Origin of the sequence: Paenibacillus sp. SC116 (assembly GCF_024733555.1) — a bacterium.
GTDB lineage: Bacteria > Bacillota > Bacilli > Paenibacillales > Paenibacillaceae > Paenibacillus_B.
The window spans coordinates 752,071-768,077 of the sequence record NZ_JANIOF010000001.1 but is presented as its reverse complement, the minus strand read 5'-3'; the positions used below and the strand labels follow the sequence as shown (position 1 = coordinate 768,077).

Below are 16,007 nucleotides of genomic sequence, written 5' to 3'. Positions count from 1 at the left end.
GATTATAACTGTAGAACGTCTAAATGCAATAGGTTTTATACTCATATTATTGATATACTCTAAAACTTGAGCTACACTTCTTGTGAGGTGAAGGTGATGAACGGCTATGAACGACGTAAGCAGAAAAAAATCGACCAGATTTATTCCGCTGCATTATCGTTATTTCTAAAACACGGTTTTCATAAAGTGAGTGTGCAAGAAATTGCAAAAAAAGCAAAAGTGTGTCCTGCTACGATTTACAACTATTTTGGGACGAAAGAAAAGCTCTATGCGGATATGTTAATCGACTGGATGGACAAACGACTGGAGCAATGTGAGCAGATCCTTGCTTCAGAGATTGATTTTCCTGAGAAAACGAAGCAAATTATGCTGCTTGAAGCTAAAAGCGTCAAAGTTTTATTTGATGATACAGCAGTCAAGCCTTTAGGGGCTGAGATGGATGAATGGGGCAACCAATTGCAGCAGTATAGTGAAGAGAAAGTGATGCCGTTCTATATGAAGTATATTGCGCTCGGCAAGCAAGAGGGGTTTATTAAAAAAGATATGACGGAAGAAACAAGTATGCTGTATTTCACCATGTACAAGAACGAACTGGAAAGGTATTTGAGTTCAGCAGTGACCCGTGAGCAAGTTGATCCACATATTGATCAGCTAATAGAGTTATTTTTCTTTGGCTTAGTGGGTAGAATCAAACCTATTAAATAGCAGTATGGGAGAGGGCGAGCAGCCATGTATGTCTATTTCCTAATAGCTAGGACCCATACTTTTCGGATGGAGAGAACATAGAATGGAATATTACTTCTTGAGGATGTGAACCTTTTGAGTATCCAATTCTATAACAGGACAGTAAGCAGTGATTCGTCGACTTATGTCGCACTGGATAGAGCTTCTGCAATCGCTCAAGCAAGAGCTCAATCTGGTGTGCTCGCAACCAATGTTGGACGTGAATTCGCTGGTTGGCCAATACTGTTGCCGTACGTTAATGATAATAGTCCAGCAGCTCCTGTTTTTAATCAAGCTCCACAATTTGTATGGGATTCATTTACGACAACACCTCAGACTAGATTTTTCGCTGCACCACAGTTTGGTGTTCTTGGATTGGCTACCGATGAATCGATGTTATTTGATTTGCGAGTGTTTTGCGATAATGCACATGATGTGAGGATCGATCTATTTGATGAAACAGCAGGAGATTTATTTGCTACGATAACACCCGCAGCTAATCTCATTGATGGGAGTCTCGATCCGAATGCAGGAATAGCAAATGATGTCCCTTACAACTGGCTAAATATTCGTTACTACTCCAATATAAGTCCTCCTACTCCTCCTGAGCGGAGTGGAAATGAATTTTCATACGTAATCTCCTTTCAAGTCGTCAATTATAATATCATTCCACCAGTACCTAACCCTGCTGGACTAATGTTTGCTTTGGATCTTTGGTACAGTTCATCTGGTGGCCAGAATGGGACAGTTGCGCGAAAATCGTAAATGATCAATTCACGTGCAGATGGATCAAGGTTTCTTTTCTATATTTAATGTACCCAAGCGCTTGTATATGGTTTGGGTCTTATTTGCTTTGCATTCTCAGTCGAAGCAGCATGCTGAATATATGATACATTGTACATAGTTGCATATATAGGTGAAATATAACTAGGTTGATGCTGGGGCTAATAGGTACTGATAATCATACGTGCAGCGATTTCTAAGCTGGGTGAGCATCTTGAACAAAGTGTCCGCGCGCCTGGCTTTGAAACAAAGCTCTGTATAACGACATCATGATAATGAATGTGAGGGGTCTTGTATGTTATATTTTCCGAAATTAGAGACAAAGCGATTAATTCTGAGAGAACTTACTTTAGCGGATGGTGATGGGGTATTTAAGCATTTCTCAGATGCAGAAATAACACGGTTTATGGATATAGAGCCCTGCAAAGATATAAAAGAAGCTGAGGAAATTATTCAATTTCATATCGATGATACGGGCTGTCGATACGGTTTGTTCAGCAAGGCGAACGGTGAATTTATAGGCACATGCGGCTTTCATTGTTGGGTGCAAGGAACAGAATCTAAAGCTGAGATTGGATTTGATTTGTCGACGCGGTTCTGGGGGCAGGGCTATATGCAAGAAGCCTTAGTGAAGTTAATTAAGGTTGGCTTTGATGTTATGAGGCTCGATTTTATTGAAGCTACTGTGGAAGTAGGAAATGTACGTTCGCAGAAATTACTTGGCAAAATGAACTTCGTTAAGCACGAGGAATTGAAAGATGGTTTGGGATATTATACTCTCAAGCAAGGTAGAGAGCGAAATATGTAGGGGATTGAACAATTATGTTGAAAGCAACGAATGAAGAAATGAACGAAGTCATACGCATATTTAATCAAATCGATATAGAGAATCTAGAAAAGCCTCATAACTACTTTGATAATGTAGGAGGCAGAAGCGATGATGGCGAGTTATACAAAGTAACAACCATTGATGAAATTCGACCGTTCATCATTTCTATTGGCCGTGAGCAATGTTTTTATAATTTTTTCTGGAAGGACAGCCGTACGGTCATCATTGGTAGTTTCGATTTGTCTCTTCCCATATACAGCGATGTACGACATATACATACTTTTAAAGATTGTGCAGTTGATTCGGAATTATTTATAAGAACATGATATTCGCTTACTTACTATTAGACGTGGAGATGAAACTATGAGGGTGAATACGTTCGAACTAATTCCTCATAAAGAAGGAACTTTTCAACTTAGACTGAATGAAGCTGTGATCGCGGAATATTTTTATGATTTAGAATCAAACTTTGATAGCCTCATACAGGTTGATGTTTGCAGCCATTGTTATTATCCTGGTTGTTCGGATTATGGATTCGTGGAAGTAATAGATTTTGATGGTTATGTCGTGTGGAAAGAGCCGATGAATTCAAAATATGTAGAGTGTAATCGCGAATTTTTTCCCCCTGCACCGTTACATAGTGGCTCCATAGTTTGGTCGAAAAGTAGGTACGAAGAATTAATTTCAAAATTGAATCTAATAGAGAGAAATACAACGAATTGCCGTGGCTCCAAGGCGACTTTTACAGATGTTTTAGATCTGTGGAGAGCGGAAGGCTCTAAACTTTATAGCCCATTTCATCCAAGGTGTGACTATGAGTTGGGCGAAATCTATCAGGAACGAATGGGATTGTATCATGAACATTTGATAGAGGAGAAGTGTGAGCATTTATTTAGTAAGGCGATGCAAGGAGCAGATCTTAATATCTTTGAAATTGTTGAAGTCACCGCATCGATGAAACCTATCGTCATGATGTTTAATGTGCCGAGTTATAAGGAATGGAAATGCTTGTATATAGAAAATGACGAGGTTTTATATTCGATAGGCAATGGCCTTGCTATAAGGACATCATACATATATTAAGTTTGAGAAATGAGTGGTTTCGAAAAAATGTATATCATTGAAGCAAACGATAGCAGAAGAAAGTGGATTTCAGGAGTTTTTAGGAACCTAAATAAATTTGAAAAGTACTTATCTTTAATACCAGACGAGCTTAAGAGCTATCAACATACGAAACAAATTACTATTGCGGAATATCCATTCTACATCATTGAAAACAAAGAGGGTTTTACTTACCTTAATAAATATGAATTTATTCAAATGCTTAACAATGCCTCTCGGAACAGTGGGAACGACAACGTTGTGTACTTTAACTTTTATTTTATCGAAGCGGACTATCAAACGAGCAAGCCTGGTTCAGATTATATGGGGATTATAAAGCATGAGCATGTTACGAATGACTTTCTTACTTTTTATAAGAAACAGGGAATAGAATTTTTGATAAGGAATGGATTTTGTAAGTGATTTTTTTATGATAGCGTGATGAGAATGACGTAATTGTCAAATAAGGAGGATACGTCCTTGCAGAGATATAAATCGTCGATTGGCAAGCAGCTTATTTATGAGTCGTATGATAGGTTGTTACGATCTTGGAATGTGGACTATGTTGAACGAATCATTCAGACTTCGTTTGGTAACACGCATATGATCACTGCTGGTGACGTGTCAAATCCTCCGCTTCTTCTCTTTCATGGAACGGCAGATAACTCATCGATGATGTGGGTGTACAATGCTCAAAAGCTTGCGGAGAACTATTACCTTATAGCTGTGGATGCTATTGGAGGTTCAGGAAAAAGTGAACCAAACCGTGAGTATCATCGCAATTTTTGTCAAACGGTGTGGATTGACGAGTTATTATTAGCATTAAATATACGTGAGACGTATGTAGCGGGCGTGTCATATGGAGCTTACTTGGCTTGTTCATACGCTATAGAAAGACCCGATAAAGTAAAGAAAGCGGTGTGCATGGCTGGCAGAGTTCCCTCCAGCCAATTCGAAGTAATGACGAAGATGATGGCCGCATTTTTACCTGAGGCACTATTTCCAACTAGAAAAAGCTGTGTACGGTTACTGCGAAAACTTGGCGGTTCCGAACGTTCCGTATTTGAACAAAATGAAGAGTTGATGAATCATTGGTACTATCTATTAAAGTACTTTAATAACCAATCCATGTTTAAGCACAAAATCAAGATTTATAAGGATACGGAACTTATTTCATTGCAGGATAAAGTATTATTTCTAATAGGTGAACACGATAGATTGGCCAATTATCCAAAAGCAATAAATAAGCTCAAGCAAAACAATTTGCTCTATAAGATCGTACCCGGTGCCGGGCATTCCATTAACCATGATCAGGCTGAAATCATTAATAAAGAAATCATGCAATTTTTATGTTAAAGAGCGGAGGCCAATAATCATTGGGACGGGATAGTGTAAGCGATATTAGTTTCTGCCGTTTACCAGTTAAACTTGTCTTTTATCAACTTAGCAACCTCTCGTCATTTTACCAACTGCTTGCAGACCAAAGATTAGAACCAATTTCATAACAAGTACCCTCCTTTAAATAATTGTTCAATATTATAGCTTGCTAAAAATGTTCCAGCAATAGTCTTTATGAGATAGAACCAAGCCATAGATGGAATAAAGACTTGGAGCGGGTGAAGATTAGAATCATAAAAGAATTTATAGAGGTGCCTATTGGAAAAAACAAAAGTAAAAGCGTATTTTAGTTTGTTCGGAGATGACTTCCCATTAGATGTTGTAACGGAGCAACTAGGAATTAAACCTACTATGGCGTATAGGAAAGGTGACGTAATCAAAAGAAAGAGCTCAATCAAGCATGATGGTCGAGTACATTATCGAAAAGAAACGGCTTGGGATCTTGGAATGGACTATGAAGAGTCACTCGATGTAGATGATCAATTAAGTAAGATCATTAATGTATTGAGCGATAAAAGAGAAGTAATAGTAGAAATACAGAATAGATTTTGTGTTGAATGTAAGTTATTCATAGTCATTATTGTTGAAGAGGGTCTTACGCCAGTACTTTTTCTGAATAAAAGAGCAATAGATTTCGCTCATGCGATTCATGCGGAGATCGATATTGATCTATATGCTGGTTCGTATAAATAATAGAGATTTTATGGGTGTACTTTGGTGTTATTTTACTTAAACACATCTTGAATTGAATATTTCAACTTAGAGGAGAAAAACGATGCAGCATACATATACTTATCGAGCACTGGCATTAGATGAATGTGAACGAATTAACGAAATTAATCCCGCTCAATACATAAAAAGAGCTTGGCGTGAAGTAGACGGCCAACGCCAACTAGTAGAAATCGATTATCATGAAAATAGTTGGCCAGACGGATACGAGCATTATCTCAGTAAACTAAAGCAAACTATACAAGATAACGGCTATGCTGTCGGAGCGTTTGATGAAAACGGTAAGCTAATCGGGTTTGGTACGGTTAATCGTGACATGTTTGGGATCAAGTACAAGCACGTATTGCTAGATTCGCTCTTCACCTCACTGGAGCATCGTAACAAGGGGATTGGTAAGAAGCTCTTTCTTAATTGTGCGAATATGGCTCAAAAATGGGGAGTCGATAAAATATATATTTGCGCTGGTTCTGCTGAAGATACAATTGCTTTTTATTATGCATTAGGCTGCAAAGAAGCAGAGGAGATAAAGACAGAGCTCTATGAAAGTGATCCGAGAGATATGCAGCTTGAATATCTTATTAAGTAATTTTTCGGAAGACCACAGAATCAATCCGCGGTCCTTTGTATGTTTCAAGATCGGTTACCGCTTGCATTCCATTAGACTTCTTGAGTGGAATCAGCGTAATACTGAATGATATAATCCCGTAGTTTGCGCGCTGCAATCGAGAGATAACGCTTCTTGTGCCAAACCACTTGAAAGTTGCGTTGACAGATAGGTTCTTCGATACGCAGCAGCGGGAGCTGAACTCCGACGTCTCTACCGCAGCCTCCGACTAGCGCAACACCGAGTCCTGCACGAACAAGGTTAGCAATTGCGGAAGGTTCGTCCACCCTGCATACAAAATGGGGTGAGATTCCTGCCTTCTTAAGAAATGCATCGTTCATTGGTTGGAACAGTAAACCCTCTTTATAGCCGATAAAGGGGTCATTCGCCACTTCATGCAGCGGAACGCTTTGCAGTTCAGCCAATCGATGCCCAGGAGGAACGGCAAGATATACATCTTCATTCAAGACGGTCGCGGCATCAAACTCCGCTCCTTCAATAGGCAGAGCTGTGAAGCCAATATCGACATCACCTGACTCTAAAAGATGTGTCATCTCTTCTGTCGAAGCTTGTGTGATACGGAAGTTGACTTTGGGATGCAGATTAAGGAAAGCCGCCAGCGGATCGGACAGACGGTCTAATGTAGATGTTGCCAAATGAATGCTCCCATGTTCCAAGCCTGCAAGCTCTACCGCTTCCTTTCGGCCTTCCTCTAACAAGGTAAGCGCAGCATCCACTTTCACCAAAAAAGCTTTACCAAATGCATTTAGTCGGATCGACCTGCCATTTCGATCAAAAAGTGGAACGCCGATGTTTTCTTCTAATCTAGCGATCGTCTTGCTAAGAGCAGGCTGCGCAATATGAAGTTGTTGTGCTGCTTTTGTCATATGTTCTAACTTAGCTACCGTGCGAAAATACTGCAATTGTAAGAGTTCCATTTCTGTTTTCACCATCCTTCTTATATACCTGAGTATATGTATAGCATGCTTTAAGATATATTTTTGTTTATGTAGGATTCATTATAAAGTATTTGGTAGATGGAAAGGAGATGGGTTATGGGTCATTTTAAAAGTAAAATGAAAGTCGCGGCATTTACTTCGTTTGGAGGTCCTGACGTTATACAGTTAACTGAAGTCGATATCCCGCTAGCAGGAACAGGTGAAGTCCGTGTCCGCGTCAAGGCAGCAGGAGTGCAACCCGTAGATTGTTCGATACGTGCTGGTTGGAGTCCTCCAGGATTCTCGGTAAGCTTCCCTCAAATCGTTGGAAATGAATTCGCTGGTGTGATTGATCAGATGGGTCCAGATGTGACGAACTTTTCAATAGGTGATGAGGTACTTGGTTTCCGAATGCTGGGCTGCTATGCTGAGTACGTAGTCGTATCAACAGAACAAATCGTAGCCAAGCCGCAGAAAATGTCATGGGAAGCAGCTGGTGGATTGACTGGTGCCGGTCAGACGGCGCATACCGCACTAGAGGAGCTTCGAGTAGGCAAAGGCGATACTGTTCTCATCAACGGCGCAGCCGGCGGGGTTGGAACGGTTGCGTTGCAAATAGCTCTAGATAAGGGAGCTACGGTAATCGCTACGGCTAGAGAAGTGAATCACGACTATCTTCGCTCCCTCGGTGCGATTCCACTCACCTATGAAGAAGGTCTGATCGAACGGATACGTGAGATATCCCCAACCGGCTTGGATGCTGCACTTGACACGGCGGGCGGTCTCGGACTGCAGGCGGCAGTGGAGCTCGTTAAAGACAAGGATCGTGTTGGAACCATATTTGCCTTCGAGCTGTATAAGCAGCTTGGTATTCGTTGGATTACCAGTAAACGTTCAGCAGCTCGGTTAAACGAACTTGTCGATCTGTACAGCCAAGAAAAGCTACGCATTCACATTAGAAACACGTTCTCGCTTGATCAAGCTGCCAATGCCCACAAGGAAATGGAAATCGGACACGGTCGTGGCAAAATCGTGCTTACGATGGACTGAGTTACTTTGATAGTATATTCGTAACAGAATAATCATTGGAACCCTAAAGCCACATCATCGTGGCTTTTTTTTATGAGAAATTGCCCACTCGATTGCATACATTGGAGAAAAGAATAAACAGGGATGTGATAAATCAATGCCGGTTACGCTTATTTATAACACCATTGACCGGGTTCAGTTATCGTTTACAGGCAACACCATCGGCTTAAACGGGAATCTGACGGTTGGGCAGCAGGGCACACAAGGTACGTTAGGTGCACTCATTACCTTAAATACAGCTTCTGTATTTGGCAATTTCCCAAACGGGACGACAGGTGATTACACACAAGATTCATCAGCTGCTATTTTGCAAATACCTTCCGGGGCAGAGATTTTGCGTGCGCAATTAACATGGTCAGGTTATTTTGATGTAACTACCCGAGCGCTAGTTAAAAATGCAGTCACTTTAACTACCCCCAGTTCGAGTACATTTTCCATCTTGCCTCAAATTAGCAACTTTAAAGCATTTAATGCGACCAGTCTTGCTTACTCGAACACCAGTGACGTGACTTCGTTAGTAAGCGAGCCTGGCACCTATTCAGTCGGAGCCATTCCAGTAACGTTGGTAAACAATGATTTCAATATTTATGGAGGTTGGACACTGCAGGTAGCGTATTCCTTGCCAACACTTCCGTTCCGGGCGGTTGCACTCTATTATAATCAGGACATTATTGGTGGAGCCGTTTCTGGAACACAGGTGCTGACAGGGTTCTCTACACCAGTCCAAGGGACTGTAAGAGGACGACTATTGGCAAGCGCGGGAGAAGGAGATGTCACGATTGTAGGAGATCAGCTTCTGTTTGGACCAACAAGTACACAATTAACACCAGTTTCAGGGCCTAACAATTTTCCAAACAACTTCTTCGCCTCCCAAATCAACGGGAATGATGGGTTGCTTGATAGTTCTGGTACATTTGGCACGAGAAACAATATAAATGGAAGTCCAGGCACAAATGTGTCGGGAGCAAGACAGGGCTGGGATATTACCAATGTTGATATTAGCGGACTTTTGACAAATGGACTCACACAGGTGGTTACAAGAGAGACGTCGACTGGTGATTTCTATGTAATCCCGGTTCTAGGGCTACAAATTGATGCGAACTCTGCTGATTTGAACTTAACGAAAACTTCCTCACCGTTGGACACGTTCGTCGGGCAGTCGCTCACCTATAATGTTACAATTGCCAACACTTCGGAAGTCACCGCAAGCAGGGTCGTCTTTCTGGATGCTCTTTCTTCTTTTGTTATTTTTCAAAGTGATACATTACGTGTAAATGGAACGATTGTTAGCGGAGCGAATCCATCTAACGGTGTATCTCTTCCAGACATTGTCCCTGGAGGTGCACTTACAGTCAGCTATGATGTAGTCGTTGTTGGCTTGCCTCCGCAAGGCATATTGACGAATGTGGCTGCAGCAAATTTCGAATTTACTTCATTACCAGGAGGACCTATCGTTTCAGGTACTAGCTCGACTAGCTACAGCACGAATGTATTAGTTCCATCCTTTATGATTACGAAAAATGCGTCGACTACACAGGCACGTGTCGGCGATATCATCACGTATCAAGTTCTGATTACAAATTCAGGGACAATATCATCGAGTAAAGGAACGTTTACCGATCCTTTATCTCCCTCTGTCTCATTTGTACCGGGCAGCGTTGTCGTGAACGGAGTATCAATTTCAGAAGCTAATCCGGCAGTAGGCATTAGTCTGACTTCCATTCCACCAGGCAGCACACTTGAGATTACGTACCAAGTACAGGTGAACGTCGTTCCCGACCCTGCTCAAATTGTTAATCAAGCGACAGCCATCCTCGATTTTGTTACACCAGGAGGGGTGTTCGAATCTTTGCTTCAAGTCTCAAACACAGCAGTGATTCCGGTGTTTACAACAGGAGTGAATGTTACTAAGTCCGCGGATCATGCTTCCGCCTTCGTCGGAGAGACCATTGCCTATACGATAATTGTAGCAAATGCGGGAACTACGCAGGCAACCGATGTGACGGTCACAGATCCATTACCTGATGGAACTGAACTTGTCGAAGGAACCGTCACAGTAAATGGCATTTCCATATCAGCTGCAGACCCGAATGACGGCATATTTATTCAAAACATTGCACCTCAATCCAGTGTTGAAATCAGCTTTCTTGTTCTTGTTAACGCCATTCCGCCATCCCGTACACTTGTTAACACAGCTCAAGTCGTATTTACTCCTGTGAGTGATGTAGGGCCATTCCCGCCCAATACGGCCAGCTCAAATACACTGTCCATTCCGGTCGTAACCAATAGCGCAGCAGCATCCAAGTCCACCAATCGAACAACGGTTTTGACGGGAGAACAGATCACTTATACGCTGATACTTTCCAATACAGGCACATCGGTGTTGAACAACATTCAGGTTGTCGATCCTCTCCCTTTAGGCGTGGACTTTGTGCTGAACACATTTACCATCAACGGTACGACATACCCTGATCTTCGACCTGATTTTCCTGTGTCTTTGCCTTCTTTATTGCCAGGTGAAGGGGTGACCGTGAATTATACCGTGTTCGTAACAGGCGTTCCGATTACGGGAGAGTTGAGCAACCAAGCGACGTTTACCTTTGACTTCGAAACACCTGACGGAAGAAGATTGCCAGGGGAAATTGACACCGATACGGTTGTCATAACAGTCGCTCAAGATGCTGTACTCGTCCGTAAATCAGCCAATGCAGCCGACGTGATTGTCGGTGAAGAAGTCACGTATGAGATCGTGGTTGAGAATCAAAGCAACGTTACTGCGCTGCAGCCGATTGTTACTGATTTTATTCCGCCAGGACTTGTATTTGTAGACGGTACACTACTGGTTAATGGGTCGGCACTTCCAGATGTGGACATCGGTGCTGGTATTTCAATTCCAGATATTCCAGCGGGTGGTCAAAGTACGATTTCATTCGTTCTATTTGCAAATGCGTTTCCGAATACGGGACGTTATGAAAATACGGCGACGGTGTCTTTCCAAGTTGAGGCACAAGGAGCTGCTGCGACCGTATTGTCTAATTTGGTGTCATTGCCCGTACTACAAAATCAGACTTCGTTTACAAAAGCAGCGAGCTTATCATCCGTATTTATTGGCGACATTTACTCCTATCATATTGAATTTGCGAATCAAGGCACGAACGCGCTTAGTCAGGTAACAATCACAGATCTTATCGATTTAGGTCTAGAGCTTACACCTGGATCCGTTACCGTATCTGTGCCAGCTACAGTTACAACCACACCGAATTTCAGTATTCTAATCGATTCGTTGCCAGTAGGAACAACCGTTGCGATTGATTTCACAGTAACGGCGGCTGCGCTGCCACCTGATTTTACAGCATATACGAATACAGCAAGTGCTTCTTTTACGTTTACACGAGCGGATGGTACGACGGTACCGTTAACGGCATTATCCAATACGGTTGTCGTTCCAGTGCAAAGCTTAACACCAATTCCAGCTCCTACACTTACGGTAACGAAGAGCGCGAATGTGGCAACCGCGATTATCGGGCAGACCGTAACGTTTTCCATTTCCATCACCAATACGAGCACCGCTCCGATAGCAAATATATCGTTGATAAACATTTTAAATGAGGGACTGGTGTTCCTTCGCGGCAGCATTACGGTGAATGGTAATGATCAGCCTGATTTAGGCACAGCCTCGGTTCCAATCGGTACATTGCTGCCGGATGAATCCGCCATTGTCACCGTTCAAGCTATTATTTTGGCCATACCGCCTTCCGGGGAGGTCGTAAATCGAGCGGCCGTGCAGACAGACACGTTTACACAGCCAACGAATGCTGTTGTTATTCCTGTAACAAGTGCAAGTCTAATTGTTGATAAGACCGTTACACCAAGTATGGCATTCGTTGGTCAACCATTGAATTTTACGGTGAATGTGCGCAATGCAGGAACGGCTGTGGCAGAGAATGTGTTGTTCAGAGATCCTATTAGCTTGGGCATTAGGATCGATCCAAATAGTGTCCGTGTAAATGGTCAGCTGGTTCCAATCGGCTCTAGCAGCATAGAAGGACTGCCTCTTGGAAATATCGGAGTTGGGCAAACGGTAACAATTACGTTCACCGCAATCGTTGACAGTCTGACATCGAATGGAATTGTCATTAACCAGTCTTTTATAAGTACAGAACAAGCAGCGGAAGGGAGCGCACCAGTTCCGATCGAGATTCCTTCTAATATCGTTGCCATCCCCAATATGGATCCTGATCTTCGAATTATCAAATCATCAGACGTCTCACTTGGATTTATTGGTTCCTTTATCGATTACGTGATTGATATTCAGAATATAAGCGGTTCAGAGTTAACCAACTTTATTCTTAGAGATCCTTTGCCAGCAGGTACGCGCTTTGTACGAGGCAGTCTTACGGTTAATGGAGTGCCCATTACGAATCTGCTTGTACGTCCAAACCGTTCTGTGCAAGTGGGTACAATCGAGCCTGGTCAATCGATTCGGATCGCTTTCCAACTCGTCGTTGTTGCCATTCCTGTACAAGGAGAGTTCGCTAATCAAGTGATAGCTACGTATAATAAGGCGCTGCCTGACGGAACTATCGTTGCACTAAGCCAAACGTCCAATACGCTTATCATTCCATTTGCGGAGCTAAATGTACAAATGAGTAAGCGTGCCAGTCAATCGGTTGTAGTAACGTGTCATACGCTTACGTATCAAGTTGAAATTATAAACAATAGTAATTTGACGTTAACGAATGCTGTACTCCGAGACCAACTTCCAGTAGGTGTGTTATTTCAAACAGGTTCGTTAACGATTAACGGTATAACGCAGCCCAATGGGAATCTATCGGGCGGACTCCCGCTGCAGGCCATTGCTCCGCGGCAAACGGTGCGAATTGCTTATCAAGTGAAAGTGAATACAGATAAAGAATCGATCGTAAACGCCGCATTGCTGACGTTCTTAGCTCAATCTCCAGACGGTAATCAGGGAAGAGGGGAACTTACGGCCAGCACAACCGTAAAAGTCAAGCAGGAGGAGCACGAGGAGTAAAGGTGAGCTTATTACGTTGAATAGGAATCGGAATGAGAAGGGTGCATACAGCTTTGTATGCATCTTTTTTACTGCAAGTTTGGTATGTTGGTATACCTGTAGGATGTGTAAGGTTAATAGGTACAGGCACAGAGCGCCACTTATTGACACTAGTTTTATATATGTGTTTCAATCACTGTAAAGTAATATTCTGGAATAGCAGAGAGCGGGAGTGATATTTCATGCCAAAAGATCGTCAAATCTTATATAAGGAAGTACAGCGATTCCCGAAATGGACGTGGATTTTTGTTATCACGCCAGCGCTTATCTTCTGGGGAATTCGCGTGAATAAGCACAAATGGGGTTTCATTATAGAAGGGAAAGAAGGGATCGAGCTCGTCATACATCAAGCTAAACCGATTGTCATTGCGACGAAACATAAAACCGAGTTGTTTAACGCTATTAATCAAAATCTGCGCTCAAGCAAATAGAGTGTCGAACAATTTAAGTTAAGGAGGAGAATGGTCATGACTACTCGTTATTTTATAATTACAGGAACTTCAAGGGGGATCGGTGAAACATTAGCACAATCTTTACTGGAAGATGGTCATTATGTCTACGGAGTATCAAGGGGAGAGTCTAAACTTCTATCCGAGTACAATAACTACAAACATATCTATTTCAACTTAAGTGAAGTAGATAAAATCAACGACTTGGTATCTTCTATTTTTGCACAAATCAAACATGCACAAGCAGACATGATCTGCTTAATTAACAACGCTGCTATGCTAGAACCTCTAAAGCCAATCGAGCTCTGTACATCCGATGAGATCGTATCCAACCTACAAATTAGTTTAACAGCCCCAATGCTTCTATCGTCTAGCTTTATCAAACATACCGAAGAGCTCAAGATAAGAAAGAAAATTATCAACATCTCTTCAGGATCTGCAATTTATCCTGTACCCGATATGAGTGTGTATTGTACGGCTAAAGCGGGCTTAAATATGTTTACGCAATGTGTTGGTGTAGAACAGTCCAATCGAACAAATCCTGTTGAGATCATTGCCATTGATCCAGGCATGGTAGATACGGCTTTGCAGCAAAGCGCAAGAGAACAAGACGCTGCACAGTTTTCATGCGCTGGACTTTTTCAAGAAGCATACGCGAACGGACAACTGCAATCCACTGAGACTGTAGTAAAGCATATCAAGCAAATCATTGAAGGGAAGGTCGAAGCGGGAAGATCACTTACTTCTATTACAACTTAACTTAACTTAAGTAATCGAGAACTAATGAATAGAATTTCAAAATAACATTTATGTATTTGATAATGTTTTGTTATATAACCCTGTATAATATTCAAAAACCTTATCATTACTCGCATTGATTTTTCATAGGAAATACCCATAAATAGAAAGACCCCGCAGTAAGCGGGGAGCCTAGGTTGTCTATGCTTATTTAACAATAGAATATACTTACGATTTCGTTATTAAATAGGGAGTTATCGATCTAGGAATACCAGTGCCATTATACACCGTGATTACCCATTCAGTATTTGTTCTTGGATAACTTTCAACGGCATAGGCTTGATGGAAATCATAGATGGACCAGCCGGCACTTACAGGCTTCCTACTGGTATTACGAATGGACAATCTTATTTCAGCATAATCAGTCGCTGGAATCTCCACGTCATTAAAGATATGACGTCGGAATCCATTTCCTAAACTCTCCGAACTCCTTTCAGTAGGAGACATAAAGATTACTTTAATTTTCGGAACCTTTTTATTTTTTTGAATGGGAAGTTGGATGTTTCTTGGTTTCGGAAGCAATGGTCTTTTAATCTGTTTTCTTATCATCTCATATCCTCCTTAAGCGTTCTAAGTTAGATAATGAATCTAGTAATTATGATGCTTGGATGAAAATCCATCCTTATTTGAAATGTGCGTAAATAACCTTTATGTTAATCCATCAATATTTTGAAGATATAGCGAGTGTGCTAGCCTAACGGATAAGGACCATTCCTCATTTTAAGGATGGGAGCGGGTGAATCAGCCGACACCATGCTAGCAAAAATTCATAGAAATGTAAGAGAGTGTGCTAGTAATGATAATGGGAGGCTGCTGCTATGAAGAAAGGTCGTGCCATTTCCTCATGTAGAAGAACAAAACCATATCCGTTACAGAAAAGAAAAGTGCTTTATGCGAAAGGATTGCTTATTAAAAAAAGAGTTCGTGCAAAACAAGAATTTGCTGATGAAGTATTTCGATTGGTGAATCTGGAGCGCACAAGTAGAGGGCTTAATCCGCTAGTCATGTTAGAATATAGAGTCGCCGACATGGTATACACGGATTATTTAGGGCATATTGCAACGATTAAAGCAGCAGATATGAGAGACAACAACTACTTTTCACATGACTCTCCAACCTATGGGACACCAGGGGAGATGTTAACACGCTTTGGAGTGAATTGGACTGCTAATGGCGAAAATATTGCAGCTGGTTACCCAACTCCTCAGGCAGTAATGACTGCGTGGATGAACAGTCCTGTTCACCGCGCAAATATTTTAAATCCGAATTTCACTTATTTAGGTGTTGGCTACGTCCCCGGAAATGCTACTAGCACATATGCACACTATTGGGTGCAATTATTTGTAAGGCTGTAGATTAGATCTATTAGAAGTATGTTACGAGAAGTATGCGTTAAGCAGGGAAACCGTCAAGGTAGCCTTGCTTTTTTTGTGATCTCCATTGTTTCCACACAATTGTTGTGTACATTAGGAACAAAACGTAACAATGGAGG

Annotated in this window: 16 protein-coding genes; 14 read left to right on the top strand and 2 right to left on the bottom strand. The window is 41.8% G+C overall.

Translation table 11 applies throughout. The features are described 5' to 3' along the window. The first annotated feature begins 96 nt into the window (after nucleotides 1-96). From NQ117_RS02990 to NQ117_RS02950, 9 genes are all read left to right on the top strand, one after another. Nucleotides 97-705, top strand: a complete 609-nt coding sequence (locus NQ117_RS02990) for a TetR/AcrR family transcriptional regulator (protein ID WP_258276525.1) — start codon at nucleotides 97-99, stop codon at nucleotides 703-705. A gap of 114 nt (nucleotides 706-819) precedes the next feature. After that, entirely contained in the window at nucleotides 820-1,488 is a 669-nt protein-coding gene (locus NQ117_RS02985) for a hypothetical protein (RefSeq protein WP_258276524.1), read from the top strand. A gap of 313 nt (nucleotides 1,489-1,801) precedes the next feature. Beyond that, nucleotides 1,802-2,314 (top strand): GNAT family N-acetyltransferase, encoded by a 513-nt coding sequence (locus tag NQ117_RS02980; protein ID WP_258276523.1) that lies wholly within the window; start codon nucleotides 1,802-1,804, stop codon nucleotides 2,312-2,314. 14 nt (nucleotides 2,315-2,328) lie between these two features. Further along, entirely contained in the window at nucleotides 2,329-2,661 is a 333-nt protein-coding gene (locus NQ117_RS02975) for a hypothetical protein (RefSeq protein WP_258276522.1), read from the top strand. A 37-nt stretch (nucleotides 2,662-2,698) separates the two neighbouring features. Next, the gene (locus tag NQ117_RS02970) at nucleotides 2,699-3,418 is read left to right on the top strand and encodes a hypothetical protein (protein WP_258276521.1); all 720 of its coding nucleotides are present in this window, start codon (nucleotides 2,699-2,701) and stop codon (nucleotides 3,416-3,418) included. A 27-nt stretch (nucleotides 3,419-3,445) separates the two neighbouring features. Continuing rightward, complete coding sequence (locus tag NQ117_RS02965; protein WP_258276520.1) at nucleotides 3,446-3,859, top strand: hypothetical protein; 414 nt, start codon at nucleotides 3,446-3,448, stop codon at nucleotides 3,857-3,859. A 57-nt stretch (nucleotides 3,860-3,916) separates the two neighbouring features. Further along, complete coding sequence (locus tag NQ117_RS02960; RefSeq protein ID WP_258276519.1) at nucleotides 3,917-4,792, top strand: alpha/beta fold hydrolase; 876 nt, start codon at nucleotides 3,917-3,919, stop codon at nucleotides 4,790-4,792. A gap of 300 nt (nucleotides 4,793-5,092) precedes the next feature. Further along, nucleotides 5,093-5,527 (top strand): DUF4279 domain-containing protein, encoded by a 435-nt coding sequence (locus NQ117_RS02955; RefSeq protein WP_258276518.1) that lies wholly within the window; start codon nucleotides 5,093-5,095, stop codon nucleotides 5,525-5,527. Between the two features lie 82 nt (nucleotides 5,528-5,609). Next, nucleotides 5,610-6,149 (top strand): GNAT family N-acetyltransferase, encoded by a 540-nt coding sequence (locus NQ117_RS02950; protein WP_258276517.1) that lies wholly within the window; start codon nucleotides 5,610-5,612, stop codon nucleotides 6,147-6,149. 71 nt (nucleotides 6,150-6,220) lie between these two features. Here the strand turns inward: NQ117_RS02950 and NQ117_RS02945 are convergent, their stop codons facing one another. Then, on the bottom strand, nucleotides 6,221-7,105 hold the full coding sequence (locus NQ117_RS02945) for a LysR family transcriptional regulator (RefSeq protein ID WP_258276516.1): 885 nt from the start codon (nucleotides 7,103-7,105) through the stop codon (nucleotides 6,221-6,223). A gap of 138 nt (nucleotides 7,106-7,243) precedes the next feature. Here NQ117_RS02945 and NQ117_RS02940 point away from each other — a divergent pair, with 138 nt between their 5' ends. The 4 genes from NQ117_RS02940 to NQ117_RS02925 all read left to right on the top strand — a co-directional run bounded on the left by NQ117_RS02940 (nucleotide 7,244) and on the right by NQ117_RS02925 (nucleotide 14,476). Further along, nucleotides 7,244-8,155 (top strand): NADP-dependent oxidoreductase, encoded by a 912-nt coding sequence (locus tag NQ117_RS02940; RefSeq protein ID WP_258278150.1) that lies wholly within the window; start codon nucleotides 7,244-7,246, stop codon nucleotides 8,153-8,155. A 136-nt stretch (nucleotides 8,156-8,291) separates the two neighbouring features. After that, nucleotides 8,292-13,229 carry a hypothetical protein gene (locus NQ117_RS02935; RefSeq protein WP_258276515.1) on the top strand — a complete coding sequence of 1,646 codons (4,938 nt, stop codon included), beginning with the start codon at nucleotides 8,292-8,294 and terminating at the stop codon, nucleotides 13,227-13,229. Nucleotides 13,230-13,450: 221 nt separating this feature from the next. Further along, nucleotides 13,451-13,699, top strand: coding sequence for a hypothetical protein (locus NQ117_RS02930; RefSeq protein ID WP_258276514.1), 249 nt, complete (start codon nucleotides 13,451-13,453; stop codon nucleotides 13,697-13,699). A gap of 36 nt (nucleotides 13,700-13,735) precedes the next feature. Next, nucleotides 13,736-14,476 carry an SDR family NAD(P)-dependent oxidoreductase gene (locus tag NQ117_RS02925; protein ID WP_258276513.1) on the top strand — a complete coding sequence of 247 codons (741 nt, stop codon included), beginning with the start codon at nucleotides 13,736-13,738 and terminating at the stop codon, nucleotides 14,474-14,476. 207 nt (nucleotides 14,477-14,683) lie between these two features. Here the strand turns inward: NQ117_RS02925 and NQ117_RS02920 are convergent, their stop codons facing one another. Continuing rightward, a complete protein-coding gene (locus tag NQ117_RS02920; RefSeq protein ID WP_258276512.1) occupies nucleotides 14,684-15,064 on the bottom strand; it encodes a hypothetical protein in 381 nt (126 codons plus the stop codon). 269 nt (nucleotides 15,065-15,333) lie between these two features. Between NQ117_RS02920 and NQ117_RS02915 the strand changes: the two genes are divergently transcribed. Next, on the top strand, nucleotides 15,334-15,870 hold the full coding sequence (locus tag NQ117_RS02915) for a CAP domain-containing protein (RefSeq protein ID WP_258276511.1): 537 nt from the start codon (nucleotides 15,334-15,336) through the stop codon (nucleotides 15,868-15,870). Nucleotides 15,871-16,007 lie beyond the last annotated feature (137 nt).